Source organism: Desulfuromonas sp. DDH964 (assembly GCF_001611275.1).
In the GTDB taxonomy this organism is placed as follows: Bacteria; Desulfobacterota; Desulfuromonadia; order Desulfuromonadales; family DDH964; genus DDH964.
The window spans coordinates 2,620,449-2,635,190 of record NZ_CP015080.1 but is presented as its reverse complement, the minus strand read 5'-3'; the positions used below and the strand labels follow the sequence as shown (position 1 = coordinate 2,635,190).

Annotated in this window: 14 protein-coding genes and 1 riboswitch; of the genes, 8 read left to right on the top strand and 6 right to left on the bottom strand. The window is 65.0% G+C overall.

The features are described 5' to 3' along the window. Positions 1-2 precede the first annotated feature (2 nt). The 4 genes from DBW_RS12135 to DBW_RS12120 all read left to right on the top strand — a co-directional run bounded on the left by DBW_RS12135 (position 3) and on the right by DBW_RS12120 (position 4,078). The gene (locus DBW_RS12135) at positions 3-335 is read left to right on the top strand and encodes a DUF190 domain-containing protein (RefSeq protein WP_066727771.1); all 333 of its coding nucleotides are present in this window, start codon (positions 3-5) and stop codon (positions 333-335) included. Between the two features lie 5 nt (positions 336-340). Next, the gene (locus DBW_RS12130; protein WP_066727770.1) at positions 341-790 is read left to right on the top strand and encodes a tellurite resistance TerB family protein; all 450 of its coding nucleotides are present in this window, start codon (positions 341-343) and stop codon (positions 788-790) included. A 13-nt stretch (positions 791-803) separates the two neighbouring features. Beyond that, a complete protein-coding gene (locus DBW_RS12125; RefSeq protein WP_066727769.1) occupies positions 804-1,433 on the top strand; it encodes a tRNA (mnm(5)s(2)U34)-methyltransferase in 630 nt (209 codons plus the stop codon). Between the two features lie 177 nt (positions 1,434-1,610). Beyond that, a riboswitch (cyclic di-GMP riboswitch) is annotated at positions 1,611-1,685 on the top strand. 71 nt (positions 1,686-1,756) lie between these two features. Further along, positions 1,757-4,078 (top strand): hypothetical protein, encoded by a 2,322-nt coding sequence (locus DBW_RS12120; RefSeq protein WP_066727768.1) that lies wholly within the window; start codon positions 1,757-1,759, stop codon positions 4,076-4,078. A 77-nt stretch (positions 4,079-4,155) separates the two neighbouring features. On the opposite strand, the gene DBW_RS12115 is transcribed toward DBW_RS12120, so the two are convergent. After that, positions 4,156-5,523 carry an OmpA family protein gene (locus tag DBW_RS12115; RefSeq protein WP_082820331.1) on the bottom strand — a complete coding sequence of 456 codons (1,368 nt, stop codon included), beginning with the start codon at positions 5,521-5,523 and terminating at the stop codon, positions 4,156-4,158. 182 nt (positions 5,524-5,705) lie between these two features. Here DBW_RS12115 and DBW_RS12110 point away from each other — a divergent pair, with 182 nt between their 5' ends. The 3 genes from DBW_RS12110 to tnpA all read left to right on the top strand — a co-directional run bounded on the left by DBW_RS12110 (position 5,706) and on the right by tnpA (position 7,487). Further along, on the top strand, positions 5,706-6,137 hold the full coding sequence (locus DBW_RS12110; RefSeq protein WP_066727766.1) for a response regulator: 432 nt from the start codon (positions 5,706-5,708) through the stop codon (positions 6,135-6,137). 42 nt (positions 6,138-6,179) lie between these two features. Then, positions 6,180-6,872, top strand: coding sequence for a lipid-binding SYLF domain-containing protein (locus tag DBW_RS12105; protein WP_066727765.1), 693 nt, complete (start codon positions 6,180-6,182; stop codon positions 6,870-6,872). Between the two features lie 180 nt (positions 6,873-7,052). Beyond that, the gene (gene tnpA / locus DBW_RS12100; protein WP_066724805.1) at positions 7,053-7,487 is read left to right on the top strand and encodes an IS200/IS605 family transposase; all 435 of its coding nucleotides are present in this window, start codon (positions 7,053-7,055) and stop codon (positions 7,485-7,487) included. 105 nt (positions 7,488-7,592) lie between these two features. Here the strand turns inward: tnpA and DBW_RS12095 are convergent, their stop codons facing one another. From DBW_RS12095 to DBW_RS12075, 5 genes are all read right to left on the bottom strand, one after another. Continuing rightward, positions 7,593-8,792 carry a hypothetical protein gene (locus tag DBW_RS12095; RefSeq protein ID WP_066727764.1) on the bottom strand — a complete coding sequence of 400 codons (1,200 nt, stop codon included), beginning with the start codon at positions 8,790-8,792 and terminating at the stop codon, positions 7,593-7,595. Continuing rightward, positions 8,789-9,478, bottom strand: coding sequence for an ABC transporter ATP-binding protein (locus tag DBW_RS12090; RefSeq protein WP_066727763.1), 690 nt, complete (start codon positions 9,476-9,478; stop codon positions 8,789-8,791). The genes DBW_RS12095 and DBW_RS12090 overlap by 4 nt, the downstream gene beginning before the upstream one ends. Before the next feature lie 15 nt (positions 9,479-9,493). Continuing rightward, a complete protein-coding gene (locus tag DBW_RS12085; RefSeq protein ID WP_066727762.1) occupies positions 9,494-10,726 on the bottom strand; it encodes an ABC transporter permease in 1,233 nt (410 codons plus the stop codon). Between the two features lie 69 nt (positions 10,727-10,795). Then, complete coding sequence (locus DBW_RS12080; protein WP_066727761.1) at positions 10,796-12,019, bottom strand: ABC transporter permease; 1,224 nt, start codon at positions 12,017-12,019, stop codon at positions 10,796-10,798. A 1-nt stretch (position 12,020) separates the two neighbouring features. After that, positions 12,021-12,770, bottom strand: coding sequence for an outer membrane lipoprotein-sorting protein (locus DBW_RS12075; RefSeq protein ID WP_066727760.1), 750 nt, complete (start codon positions 12,768-12,770; stop codon positions 12,021-12,023). A gap of 225 nt (positions 12,771-12,995) precedes the next feature. Here DBW_RS12075 and DBW_RS12070 point away from each other — a divergent pair, with 225 nt between their 5' ends. Continuing rightward, positions 12,996-14,699 carry a DUF6178 family protein gene (locus DBW_RS12070; protein ID WP_066727759.1) on the top strand — a complete coding sequence of 568 codons (1,704 nt, stop codon included), beginning with the start codon at positions 12,996-12,998 and terminating at the stop codon, positions 14,697-14,699. Positions 14,700-14,742 lie beyond the last annotated feature (43 nt).

Below are 14,742 nucleotides of genomic sequence, written 5' to 3'. Positions count from 1 at the left end.
CCATGCGCAAACTGGAAGGGGAGCAGACCCTGATGCGGATCTTCATCGGCGAAAGCGACCGTTTCGAACATCGCCCCCTCTACGAGGCGCTGCTTGATCTGCTGCGGAGTGAAGGGTTCGCCGGCGCCACGGTCCTTAAAGGGGCGGCGGGCTTCGGCGCCGCCAGCGTCGTGCACAGCGACAAGCTGCTGCGGCTCTCCAGCGACCTGCCAGTGGTGGTCGAGGTGGTCGACAGCCGCGAAAAGATCGACTGTCTGCTGCCCCGGCTCGACACCATGCTCAAGGGGGGGCTTGTCACCCTGGAGAAGGCCCACGTCATTCGCTACTCGGAGTAATTTTGATGCTCAATCACCTGCGTCGCCTCCTGACCTCGGCCGCTAGCGAGGAGCGGAGCGCCGATAAACTGCAAATCGCCACCTGTGCCCTGCTGCTGGAGATGGCTTACGCCGACCGCAGCTTTGATCCCGCCGAGGAGGCGTTGCTGCGCACCCACCTGCAGCAGCATTTTCAGCTCGATTCGGCCGCCCTCGACGGGTTGCTCGCCAACGCTCGCCAGGCCCGCCGCGAGAGCGCCGACCTCTTCCAGTTCGCCCGTGAAATCAACGCCGTCTGCAGCCTGGAGGAGAAACTGGCGATCATGGAGACTCTGTGGCGGATCATCTATGCCGACGGGGTTCTCGACAAGTACGAGGATGCCCTGGCGCGCCAGCTCGCCGGCCTGCTCCGCCTCTCGCCGCGCCAGGCCATCGACCTGAAACTCCGGGTCCTCGGCGAGCAGGGACGTCCCTGAGGCCTCCCCCCCCGTGCCCCTGCCCGTCCCGCCACTGACCCGAATCGTCGCCTGGGCCCACTCGTTGGTCGGCGACTGTCTCACCGCCGGCGACCTGGCCGTTGACCTCACTGCCGGCTGCGGTCGCGATACCCTTTTTCTCTGGCAGCAGGTAGCCCCCAGCGGCCGGGTCCTCAGCTTCGACATTCAAACTGCGGCCCTGGCAGAAACTGTCGCCCGCCTCGAATCTGCCGGCGCTCCGGTCCATTCATCCCGGAAGCTCGGCGAACCGGCTGGCCCCGAACCCGGCGTCTACCCGGTCGCCGCCTGCCATAGCCGATTCGGTGAATTCCTCCCGGCCGCACCGCAGGTCATCTTTGCCAATCTCGGGTTCCACCCCGGGGGGAACCGGGAGCTCGTTACCCGGCCGGAAACGACCCTCGCCGCCCTGCAGGGGGCGGAGCGGCATCTGCTGCCCGGCGGCAGGCTGCTGGTTGCTGGCTACCCGGGGCATCCCGGCGGGGGGGAAGAGGCCGCGGTGGTCGAAGGGTGGTTCGCGGCCCTCCCCCCTCAGCACTGGGAGACCCTGCAGCTGCGCGTGCCTAACCGCGTGCATGCCCCGTTTCTGGTGCTGGCAGCGCGGCGCGGGGGTGGAGCTGCATAATCCGGGCTGCGAAAGGACCGGATTTCGTCATCGCCATATGACGGTAATTCCATGTCCGTTTTGGATTCAGCCCTAATTTGTGGGGCATATCGTCCCATCGCCAGGTCGTGCCTGCCTCGGCATGTACCTTGCTAATATTGTTTGGACCCATTTTTTACCAGCGATTCACTGGACGGTAGCCGACAAGACTAAACCATCCGTGAGGATGGGGCGGAAAGCCCAGGGTCTCTTTGAGATGGCCGGGATGCCGAAATATCGTCGATATTTTTCGCTCCGGCCTTTCCTCTTTGCGGGAGGCCGGGTTCCGAGGAGCAGGAGCTGGCATGTTCGAGCTGCATCAGGACGCAAACTGGATCGTGGTCGAGACCGCCGATGTGGTGGCCGTCTATCGGTCAGCGGCGCCCCAGCCATTGCGTGGCGCCCGGCCGGACCTCCCCCAACTCCAGGGGTTCGTCGTCGTCACCGGCAGCGGCGGTCGCCAACAGGTCTTCGCCGCCCTCTACAGCAGGGAGCTCAAACGCGGACTGGTCTTCCAGGTGCGGGAGGCCCAGCAGCCGGAATTGCCCCCCGATACTTTGCTGCAGCGCGCTTTCGCCCGCTTTTCCGCCCACGGCTTTCACCTCGAACCGGTCAATCTCAAGTACGGCGCAGCAATGCGGGAAGTGGTCATTCGCGATATCCCGGTCATCGCATCGCCGGAAACTGCCCAGCGGGCCCTGGAGCAGCACGCCGCCCTGCAGGCCGAACTCAAGTGGCAGGCCGAAGCCAATGAAGAGAATGCTCCGGCCGGCGAGAGCGATCTTTCTCCGGCCCGGCGCGCTGCCCTCGATCTGGCGCGCAAGGAGCGTCTCGGCCTGACCCGGGCCGCGTTGCGCAGACTGGAGGAGCAGCGCCGCGGCGACGCCTTGTTGACCCGGATCGGGCATCTCTTCAATGGCCGTCCGGAGGAGCAGGATCTTCCGCCTGGGGCGGAAGAGGTTCCCGCCCCGTCCGCCGCGCCGGAGGTTAACGTTCCCCTGCCGTCGACCGCGATTGCCGAAAGCGGAAGTGGGGCCGGAGAACTGAATGGGGCGGAACAGGAAATTGCCGAGCTGGCAATTGCAAGCCGGCAGGCGGCCGAGCTGATCGCAGCGGAACGCACAGAACGCGAGCGCCTGGCCGCGGAGAAGAGTGCGCTGGAAGAGCGCACGGTCGCCCTGACCAAGGCGGTGCGCCAGGCCGCGCGCAAGGCCCGCAGCGAGCAGGAAGAAGTGGCCCGCTTGCAGGCCCGCCAGGCCGAGGCGGAAGCCCTGGCCCGTGCTGCCCAGCAGGCAGAGCAGGCCGCTGAACGGGACAAGGAAAGCCTGAACCGGGAGAAGGCCGCGGCCGAAGCGCGCGCCAGCCGCCTTGCCGAAGAAGTCGCCGCCGCTGTCGCCCGGGCCGATCGGGATCGCAGCGAGCGTGACCGGTTGGCGGCGGAAAAGCGGGCGGCCGAGGAGCAGGCGGGGATCATGGCCGCCAACCTGCAGCAGGTGGAGGAGCGCCTGGACCTGGAGCGGAAGTTGCGCGCAGAGCTGGTCCGGGAGAAAGCCGAAGCGGAAGAGCGCCTGCGGGAACTCGGGGAGCAGGTTCGCCAGAACGCCGCCCGTGCCGCTGCCGAGGCGGCTGCCCGCGACACCCTCGCGCGGGAGCGGGCGGAACGGGAACGGCTGGCTGCCGAGAAGGCGGCCCTGGAAGAACGGGCGGCCCAACTCGCCGCTGTGGCCCGTCAGGCCGACGCGATGGCCCAGACCGAACGCGAAGCCCGGGAGCGTCTCGCCATCGAACAGCGGGAGCGGGAAATCCTGCTGGCGGAAAAGGCGCGCCTTGTCGCCGAGAAGGCGGCGCTGGAGCGCCAGGCGGCCGCTTTGGCGGCGGCAGCAGCCGCCGCCCGGGAAGAGACCCGGGCCAAGGGGCTCGACCAGGAGTGGTTGAGCGCCGAGAAAGCACGTCTGGAGCAGCAGGCCGCGGAGCTGGAACGGGTGGCCAAAATGGCGGTCGAAAAAGCAGAACGGGAGCGGCGCGACCGCGAAGCACTGCTCGCCGCCAAGACCCTGGCCGAAGAACGGCTGGCTCTCCTGCAGCGACAGGAAACCGCGCGAAAGGGGGGTGGAGCGGAGCCGGGGAAGGAAACCTTGCCAAGGTTTCCCCTGCAGGAGAAACCGGCGCCGCCACCGCCATCGGCGGCGCCGCCCCGGCGCCAGCGCACCGCTGTCTCCGGTGCTCCCTTTATTGCCGATCTCGATCAAGATGGAATCGCCTGTAACCCGGCGACGGATCTTCTCGAAGTCTGGCAATCGATCAACCAGACCCAGCTCTCCCTGGAGGGTTTTCCCAACCAGTACGCATCGGCCTGGATCATTGGCTGGCGCCGTGGCGGGGTGCCGACGCTGCAGGTCGTCTTTCGGCTTGGCAGCAGTCAGCGCACCCTCGTGTATCGCCCGGCGCGTGAACCGGTCGGCAAGGAGGGCTGGCACGCCCTGACCAGGGCCGCCTTGACCTTTCTGCAGGTGGCCGGTCTGGAGATGGAACGGTTGGACCTTGGCGAATCCCCGCAGGAACGGGGGAAGCTTTTGACGGCTATTCCTGTCTTTGTGGCGCCGGCCGGGCAGGTCCAGGGATTCTGAATGGTTCGGAACTTCAGGCAAGACCAGGGGGGCGGTGTCACCGCCCCCCTGGTTATTTCAGGCAGGTTCGAAACCGGCTACTGCGGCAGAACCGCGCAGCAGATGATCTCCACCCGCCGGTTCTCATAACGTCCTGCCGCGGTTTCGTTGCTGGCCACCGGCTTGGTTTCACCATAACCGCGGGCGTGAATCTTGTCCGGGCTCAAACCGTAATCGCGGATCAGGGCATCGCGCACTTCGGCGGCCCTGCGTTCAGAGAGTCGCTGGTTGTAGGTGGCATCCCCCATGGAATCGGTGTAGCCGGCAATGACAAAGTAGGGAACATTCGGATTGGCGCGGATGAAAGCCGCTGTGCGGCTGATATCGTCCTTGAATTCCGGTTTGATCTCCGTTTTGTTGGAACCGAATTTGATGTGCAGGGTCAGTTTCAGGGTGCAACCGGTCTTGTCGACCAGTTCGCCGGCCGGGGTTTCCGGGCACTTGTCCAGATCGTCGAAGACGCCGTCGCCGTCACTGTCGGGGCGGCAACCGTTCTGGTCGACGGGGATTCCCGCCTGGGTTCCGGGACACTTGTCCAGATCGTCAAAAACACCGTCGCCATCGCTGTCGGGGCGACAGCCGGCGGTATCAACCCGGACGCCGGCCGGGGTCCCCGGGCACTTGTCCAGATCGTCGAAAACACCGTCGCCATCACTGTCGGGGCGACAGCCGGCGGTATCAACCCGGACGCCGGCTGGAGTCCCGGGGCACTTGTCCAGATCGTCGAAGACGCCGTCGCCATCGCTGTCGGGGCGACAGCCGGTCTTGTCAACCCGAACCCCCGCCGGGGTCCCGGGGCATTTGTCCTCAGAATCCAGGATCCCGTCGCCATCACTGTCGGCCGGGGGAACGACTTTCGCCGGTGCTGGCTGCGCACCACCGAACTGGTACATTAAGCCGGCCGTATAGGCGAGGTTGTTTTCCGGGTGGTCGAAAACCAGCAGGTGACGGACGTCGAGGCGCAGTGCCAGGTTGTCGCTGCCGTAGATCTTGAGTCCGCCGCCCCAGTCGAACAGTCCGTTGGTTTCCTCCTCGTTGAAATACGGGTTGAGAGTCAGGCCGCCGAAGCCGGCAGCCAGGTAGGGGACGACCATATTCCCCGGGAAGAAGTGGTAGATTCCATCGATCCGGTAGAGGTAGCCATTGATATCCTTGCCCCCGCCCCGGTTGGTGTTGGCATTGATATACTGCAAGGTGGCCTCGGTGCCGAGATTCCGGTCGAAGTTGTAACCGAGGGCGAGCCCCAGGGTCGGCGCATTGCGCTCGACATTCTGCTGCCCTTCAAAGAGATAGCCTCCGACCAGCGGTGTCAGGGTATAGGTTCCTCCCTGGTTGGCTGCCAGTGCCGGAACTGCCAGGATTAAAATCAGGAAAATTCCAAAAATGGTACTGGTCATTCGATTCATAGATATTATGCTCCTTGCTAGAGGAAGGGACTACCATTCAGCGTCGGTCCAGTTTGAAGACTCTAACAGAATTTAGTTCCCTGACAATCGGTCACGTTTCTGGGGCCCCGGCGGCAGAGGGGCTTCCTTCGGTCATTTTTCCTGCTATTGTAGTAACGTTGAATTTGCCTGGGAGGAACCCAATGCGGCTGCGCATCATCATCTTCGAAGATGACCCCCTTGCCCGGGAGTTGCTGCTTCGCTCCATCGAGCAACTCGGGCACGAAGTTCTCGCCTTTCCCGACCCTTTGGCCTGCCCCCTCTACAGCAGGGATGACTGCTCCTGTTCCCAGCAGTACCCCTGCGGTGATCTGCTGATCAGCGATAATCGGATGCCGCGCATGACCGGACTGGAATTCATCCGCCGCCAGGCCGAGCAGGGATGCAAGGGGGCGGCGGTCAACAAGGCGCTGATCTCCGGGGCCTGGACCGATGCCCAGCGCCTCGAGGCGCAGCGCCTCGGTTGCCGGATCTTCGACAAGCCCCTCGCCCTGGATGAACTCCTGACCTGGATTGGGGAACGGGAGGCGGGCATCAACCCGGAGCGGCAGCTCGCTCCCCTTCCCGCACCCTAATGCCTATCCTCCTTCCCCTTGCCTGACAGGAGATTTGTTGATATGCGCTTTTCTCTGACCACTGTTCTTGCTGTCATGATCCTGCAGACGAGCTTTCCGGCTGCATATGCAGCGCCCAACGAAGAACGGGAGCGGATCGAGCTGGCGTCCATTATTCTCGACGAGATCATGCTGATCCCGGAAAAGGGGATGCCCGCCAACCTGCTTGCCAATGCGGCCGGGATTGCGGTCATCCCCAACGTTCTCAAGGTCGGCCTGATGGTCGGGGGGCGCTTTGGCAAGGGGATCCTGTCGCTGCGCAACGAGCAGGGGAGCTGGAGCGACCCGATCTTCATCTCCCTCACCGGCGGCAGCCTTGGCTGGCAGATCGGCGCCCAGGCGACCGATGTCATTCTCGTCTTCAAGTCGCCGCGCAGCGTCAACGGCATTCTCAGCGGCAAGGTCACCCTCGGCGCCGACGCCGCGGTGGCGGCCGGTCCGGTGGGCCGGAACATGTCCGGCGCGACCGACACCACGCTGCGTGCCGAAATCTATTCTTATTCCCGCAGCCGCGGGCTCTTTGCCGGGGTGGCGCTGGAAGGGTCGGTGCTGCAGATCGATGACCCGGTCAACGCGGACTACTACGGCGCCCGCTACCTCTCGCCGCGCAGCATCATCAACGGCAATGCCAGTCGCGAGACGCCCGAGATCGGGCGCTTCAGGGAGAAATTGCGCCAGTACTCGGGACAGCCCTGAACTCATGCCGCCACCCCCTCGATCCGAGCCCTGCCTGATGCGGGGCTCTTTTTTTTTTAGTGTGAAGTAGAAACCCCCGTCCTCTGGACGGGGTCAGAGTCCTTTGGCTTTGCCAAAAGGGCTCATGGCAATCCATATTCAGGCGTTGTTCCCGCAACGACCTGAACAGAAAGGAAAGCCATGAGCCGTTTTCGAAAATTAACACATGCGATCTGGCACTGCCAGTATCACATCGTCTGGGTGCCCAAGTATCGCTTCCGGATATTGGAAGGTGAACTGGCGCAAGAAGTTCGAGCGTGTATCCGGATCTTCAGCGAGCAGAGTCACTGCGAGGTCGTCGAGCTGAATGTCCAGAAAGACCATATTCACCTGATCATCATGGTGCCGCCCAAGGTGTCCATTTCGGAGTTGATGGGGCGCCTGAAGGGCCGATCAGCGATACGTATTTTAAAGAACCATCCCAAGTTGCGGAAGAAACGCTACTGGGGCAATCATTTTTGGGCGCCCGGCTACTGCGTTGACACGGTAGGCCTGGATGCCGAGATGATCAGGCGCTACGTGCGGTATCAAGAGCAGCATGAGAAGAAAGTGGAACAACAGCAACTCAAATTCTAATTGTTGTGGACGTGGGAACAACGCTCCGGTGACCCTCTTTGGGGGTCACCGGCAACGCCCCCTCTGGGGGCGCCTTTAAAGCCCCGTCCTCTGGGCGGGGTTTTTTTACAAGAAGTATTGCAGGAAGAGGCCGCCGCTGGCGCCGGTAGTGCCGAATTCGCTGCGCGGGGTGGCCGGGAAGGGGGGGGCGGTGGAACGGGGGGCGGGCCCGCGGCTGAAATTCCAGAAGAGTTGCAGGGTGGCGGCGTCGCTGAGGGAGATTTCAGCCAGCGGGCGCAGCAGGCAGGAACCGTCGTCAAGATTGGCGATCACCAGCCCGTCGAGCCGCAGCAGGGGGTGGACTTCCCAGGAGGGGCCGAGCAGCAGGTAGTGGCGGCCGGCGAGAAAGCTCAGGCCCTCCCGGAACGGGGCGCCGGCCCAGACCGTCGGGTAGGCGGCCGGCTCGCTGCTACCGGGCCCGTTGTAGAGGTATTCGGCGAGCAGCACCAGGCCGACGTCAAAGCGATACCAGGTCTCGACCGCCGCGATGGCGAAGTGGCGGGCGGGATCGCCGCCGGGCTCCCCTGACGACGTTCCCTGGTAGCCGGCCACTTCCCCCTTCAGTCCGAGGGGGCCGAGACTGCCGGCGAGGCCGAGACCGAGCAGGGAGCGGTGACGCAGGCTGCCAACGATAGCGAGCAGGTCGACGCCGCCCCGATTCTCCGTCAGGGTGAGCAGGTAGCTGTTGTGACGACTGCTGTCGCCAAAGACGACGGTGGTCCCGATCTGGCCGCCGAGGCCGAAATAGCGGACCAGGTTCACGGCATCGACCCCGGGGCGGACATCGGTATCGATGGCGTCGGGGGGAAAAGGGGCGATGACATCGAGGGGGGAGACCAGGGCGATGCGGCCGAAGCCGAGGGCCTGGCGTCCCAGCCGCCAGTTGAATCCGGCGTGGCTGCCGGCGAGATTGGCGCGGTCGACCTGCAGCCGATCGGCCCAGCGGCCGCCGTCGTTCCAGCTCCGGTCGAGATCGAGACGGCGATTGACGCCGGCCACCGGGAGGGGGAGGTAGCCGGGCGGGTCGCTGAACAATAACTGGTTGTCGAGGGCGAATTCGACATCGAGGCCGTGGCGCCAGGGACCTGTCAGCTCCAGGCGCAGGCGGTTGCTGCTGAGGGCGCCGTAGCCGTTATCTCCCCCCGGCGGAGCCTCAAGGTAGAGGTTGAGACTCTTCAGTGAGCCCCCCGGGCGAAGTTCGGCGATAGCGGGAAGCGGGGCGGAGAGGAGGATAATAAGGAAAAGCAGCCAGCCCGTTCTTTTCATCTCGCCCCCACCGAATCACTCTCCAGTTGGCCGTCGCGCAGGCGCACCACGCGCCGTGCCAGGGCAATCACCTGGGGATCATGGGAGCTGAAGATGAAGGTGGTGCCGTGCTCGGTGTTGAGGTTACGCATCAGCCGCAGCAGCTCTTCGCTGGTGTGGGAGTCGAGGTTGGCGGTCGGTTCGTCGGCGAGGACCACGGCCGGCTGCGAGATGATCGCCCGCGCCACTGCGACCCGTTGCTGCTGGCCGCCGGAGAGGTCGCCGGGGCGGCGCTCTTCAAGCCCCGCGATGCCGAGCTCGGCGAAGAGGGCGCTTACCTTCCGGCGCCGTTCCCGTTTTGGCACACCTTGCAGCATCAGGGTGAATTCGGCGTTCTCCGCCGCCGTCAAGACCGGGATCAGGTTGTAGGACTGGAAGATGAAACCGACCTGGTGGAGACGGAACTCGGCGAGCGCCTTCGGACTCTCCCCGCCGAGATTGCGCCCGGCGATAGTGACCGAACCGCGGGTTGGCGCATCGAGGGCGCCGATCAGGTTGAGGGCCGTGGTCTTGCCGCTCCCCGAGGGGCCGGCGAGGACGGTGAACTCCCCCGCCGCGATCGTCAGGGTCAGCCCGGCCAGGGCGGTCACCGTGCGGTTGCCGACAGGGTAGATGCGGGTCAGGTCGTTCAGTTCGATCAGGGGCATGGGCAGGGTCCACCTTTAAAAATGCCGCATCGCCTCGACCGGGCGAATGCGGGCCGCCTTGACCGCCGGGTAGAGGGAAGCGAGGAGCGCCAGGGCGAGAACGTAAAGGGCGATGCGCACCATCCAGGCGATGTCCCAGGTGGCGCGCAGGATCGGGTCAAAAACGACCCCGCCGAATTCGAGGTTTTCCGGCAGGAAGGTGCGCAGGTCGATGCCGACCGTCACCAGGTACCAGGTGGCGAGGCTGCCGAGGAGGCTGCCGAGCAGCAGGGCAGCCAGGCCGAGGATCAACGCTTCGGCGAGGATCATCCGCCGCAGCCGTCCCGGGGTAGCGCCGACGGCGAGGATCACACCGAACTCGCGGATCCGTTCCAGCACCGACATCAGCAGGGTGTTGACGACGCCGATGGTGACGATGAGCAGGATCACCACGAAGATAAACTTCTGGCTCGCGTAATCGAGGCGGATGGCGTTGGAGAGGTTCGGCATCGCCTCCTGCCAGCCGAGGGCGCGCAGTTCCGGGCGGTCGGCGACCAGGGCGGCCACCTGTGGCAGGGTCGCCGCCTCGTCCCCGGTCCCGCGCAGGACCAGGGCGAGCTCGTGAATCTCGCCGGGGATGCCGGCCATGGCCGCGGCGCGGCGCCGGTCGACCATGACCAGGGAGCGATCGACCTCACGGATGCCGCTCTGGACCACGCCGCGGACGCGAAAAAGTTCGCTCGCCAGCTCGCCGTCGCGATTCTGCACTGTGATGACGAATTTGTTCCCCGGCTGCAGCTTGAGTTCGTGTAGCAGCCGTTCCCCGACCAGGGCATCGCGGCTGTTGTCGGCGCGCAGCATCTCCTCGTTGCCGAGGTGGCGCAGGAAGGGGTTGATCGCCATCTCCAACTCCGGATCGACCCCGGTCAAAAGGATGCCGCGGCTCTCGCGGCTCGACTGGGCCAGACCCGGCAGATAGACCCGCGGCAGCGCCTGCAGGACCGCCGGCAGCGCCGCCGTCGTGGTTGGGAGTTGCGCCGCCGGGAATGAGAGCTTTTCGTTGCGGCTGGCGGCGTAATTGCCGCGGTAGATCGCGATATGTCCCGAACCGGCCCGCACCCCGCTGTCGATCATGCCGGCATAAACCCCAAAGGAGAGGTTGTGGAAGGCCTGCACCAGCATCAGGCTGAAGCTCAGCGCCGCCAGGGTGATCAGGGTCCGGCGCGGGTTGCGCCAGAGATTTTTCCAGGCCAGCTGTAACAAATCCATGGCTTCCCAGGGTCAGGTGACGAGCGACGAGCGACGAGGTGCCCGGAACTCAGAACGCAAAACTTCCTATCAGTCTTCCCGAAGCGCCTCGACCACCTTCAGCTTCGCCGCGCGATTGGCGGGGAGGAAGCCGGCGAGGAGGCAGACGACCAGCAGCAGCCAGGCCGGGAGGAGGACATTGCTGGCGACGATGACGGCATGCAGGCGCGGCGGCAGGGTGCCGCCGGCGTAGGTGATCGGCGTCATGGTGGCGGAGAGGTCGATACCGTAACGGGCCATGTAGAGACTCATCAGCAGGCCGAGGCTGACCCCGGCGACGAGGGCAAAAACGCCCATCACCAGGGTCTCGATCAGGACCAGGGCGCGGATTTTCCAGGGCCGCATGCCGATCGCCATCAGCACCCCGAACTCGCGGGTCCGCTCCAGCACCGACATGAAAAAGGTATTGAGGATACCGAGGCCGGTCGCGAGGTAGAGGATGATAACGATGATCATCCGCGAGACATCGAAGCTGGCGATTACTTCTTTCATCTCCGGCAGCAGCGTTTCCCAGCCGACGGCGCTCAGGTCGGCCGGCAGCCACCGGTTGATACGGGCGGCGACGCTGGCGGCGGCCATCGGGTCGGCGAGGCGCACCGCGATCTCGTGGACCTTGCCGGGCAGGACCATGAGCCGCTGCAGCCAGCCAAGGTTGACCAGGACCAGGCCGTTGTCGTGGCTGCTGTCGCCGGTGGCGAAGATCCCCTTGACCCGTAACAGGTCGTTGCCGATGGAGCCGTCTGCGGCCTGGGTGACAAAGACCAGCTCGTCCCCCGGCTTGACCCCGAGCCGGGCCGCCAGGCCGGTGCCGATCAGGGCGCCGTCCTTCTCCCCGCTGTCGAGATAGCGCCCGCTGCTCAGCCGCCCGGCGAGGGTCGTCACCTGGCGCTCGGCCGCCGCTTCGATGCCGAGCAGTTCGGCCGGGTAGGTCGCCTGGCGATGGGAGACCAGTCCGAAGCCGCGCAGGCGCGGCGTGGCGCCGAGGACCGCGGGATCGGCGCGCAGGGATTCGAGGGTCTGGTCCGTCGGGCTGAAGTTGGCGAAGAGGTCATGGTCATCCTGGTAGCCGCTGCGGGCGATGACCAGGTGTCCCTGATACTGCTCGGTGGCCGAGGCGAGGATGTCGGCGAGCATGCCGGAGAAGACGCCGAGCGCGAGGATCAGCAGCGACGCGGAGACGACCATCGCCGAGAGGGTGAGGAGAGAGCGGCGCCGGTTGCGCCAGATGTTGCGCAGGGCGAGACGCAGTAGCATCTCAGCGCGCCTTGAGATTGCGCAGCGAGAAGTAGTCCTCCCCCAGCGGCAGGTCGAATTCGATGCTGTCATAATGGAGGACGGTCTGTTCCTCCGGTTTGTCGAGGGGCTGCACCGTCATCGTCAGCGGCAGGGTGCGGTTCCCGACCTTTTCCACGTCGCTGAAGGTGATGGTGCGGACCGGTTGCAACGCCTCGTCGAAATAGGTGACCTGCACCGGGACCCGGGGGGCCTTGCGAACCGTGTAGACGATCCTGCCCCAGACCACCGCAGCGTCAGGGCGGGGGGTTCCTTCGATGCGCCAGAGTTCCGGAGTCTCTTCGAGGAGGGTGAAGGTATAGTCCTGGTCGACGTGATTCGCTTTGACGAGGTCGTCGTTGGTGATGTGGCTCCCCATCCAGGCGCCCCCCATCATCGACGGCGGGATCTTGATCACCCGGTCGACCTTGGGGAGGTAGTTCCAGACCTCGCGGCGCACCTTGAGGGTGGCGACGCCGCGCTCCCTGGCCGGTTCGAGGATGCGGACCAGGAAGTGCTCGCGCCCCAGGGACCAGGCCTCCATGGTCAGGTTGCGCTGCCAGTGTGCGGTCGCTACTTGCATCTCCATCCGCGAATGGGAAGAGACCCCCATGTACTGCTGTTCGACATCGTGGATCAGCTGCTGCAGGTCGAGCGCCCGCGCCAGTGCGGGGAAGGCGAGCAGGAGGGAGAGCAGGACGAGAAATGCAAACCGGAATGGTGGTGTGGACATGGAAACTCCCGGGATTGGGGGCGGCAGCACGCCGCATGCTCCCAGTATAACCGTCCCCTCCCTGCTTGGCCAGATCGTGTCGAGTGGGGAGCGGAGAGTATACTGTAAAGAGCCGCGGGCGGTTTGGCATGCTTGCGGCCGCTTCCCGGGGTCGATAGCGCTTGACCCTCGCCGGAGCCTGCTTTACATTGGCCCTCCATTGCCAAACCGAGGAGATATCCCATCGTGACCCGCATTGAACTCCCCGCCGAAAAACGGAGCGGCCACCTCACCCTGTTGCGCCAGGCGCGCAGCATCACCCCCAGGGAATTCAACCTCCTGAGTGCCGAGGAACGCCTCGAACTGATCAGCTGCGCCCAGGGGGGGGAGAAATACCGGCTACTGCTCGAGGCGGCGGATATCGAAACCCTGGTGCCGCAGCTGGCGCCTCAGGAGCTTTACCTGCTGATCCGCGAACAGGGTTTCGAGGACGTCGCCGAGCTGCTGCCGATGATCAGCAGCGAGCAGTACAACCTGCTGTTCGATCTCGACTGCTGGGACCAGGATCAGCTCGAAGGGGACGCGGTCTTCAAGTGGCTGCAGGCGCTCCTCGACTGTGGCGAGGACAAGGTGCTGCAGACAGTGCGCGAACTCGACTTCGAGATGCTGGTACTGATGCTGAAAAAGCACCTGAATGTGATCGCCGGTCCCGGGGATTTCGTCGGTGATGATGAACGTGTCGAGGCCCAGGCCCGCGATGGCGGCTACCAGCTCGATTATTTCGACAGCGAGAAATCGAAGCCCCTGGCCCAGCTCCTCGGCGTGCTCTATCGCGGCGACCAGGATTTCTTTCGCGGCCTGATCGAGGCGGTGCGCTGGGAGCAGGAGGCGCAGTTAGAGGAGGATGCCTACCAGCTCCATTGCGGTCGTCTCGAGGACTGCGGTTTCCCCGACCCGCAGACGGCACAGCGCATCTACGCGCTGCTGACCGTGGACCAGCTGGAAGCTCCGGAAAAGGTGAAGACTCCCTTTGCCACCGGACGCGGCCGGGTCCCCTCGCCGGGATTCTTCCTCGCCGCGGCGCGCCCGCTGGACCTGCTCGCCGAGGTGCTCGCCGCCGGTATCAGTGAGGCGACCGCCCGGGAACTGGTCTACCTGATCAACAAGCTGATGATGGCCGAACGGGTCGATGTCGGTGAGCCACAGCAGGTGCAGGGGGCCGCGGAAAGCGTTTACCGCTATCTCAACCTCGCCCTCGAGGAGCTGGCCGGGGAGGATGCGCTGCGCGGCCGGGAACTCCTCAACGGGCACTATGTCGAACATCTCTTCCGGGTTGGCTTCACCCTGACCCAGGAGCTGCGGCGGCGGGCCGCCGCCCTCGCCGGCAAGAAACTGGCCCCCTACTACGACCCGGCTTTCCGGGCCCTGCTTGCCGCTCTCGACCGCCGGCTGCCGCTCTTTTTTACCGGGATCGAGGATGCCACCAGCGGCGGGGTGCGCCCCTTTGCCACCCTGCGGGATCTGCGCCGGGCCGAGGAGTGGCTCGGCTGGCTGGAGGTGCAGGTGCGGCTCTTCGAAAAACATTTCGACTTCAGGCTCCCCAACCCCGCCGATCTTGACCTGGACGGCTGCCAGCCGTCTGGGGCCGAGGCGCTTACCCTTTCGACTTTCTTTCTCACCGCTCTCGCCAACCGTCTGCTCGGCGGCGCGTTTCTGCCCGAACCGGTCGCCGCGGGTCGCCTCGGCGAACTTCATGCCGGGGTCAGTCACAGTGGCAAGCTGGCAGCCGGCCTGCGCCGCGAAACGGTCGCCTGGCTGGACAGCCTGGAAGTGGGGGGCGGCGCATTTGCCAATGCCGCCCTTGATCGTTGGGAGGAGGAGTTCTGTGCCCTGGATGCCGACGATCTCGATCCCCGTTTTATCGGCGGGCTGATTGTCAGGATTGCTTGAGCCGCGAGTGGTGGGGGCAGGGGGAGGAAAATAGTGTCATGCT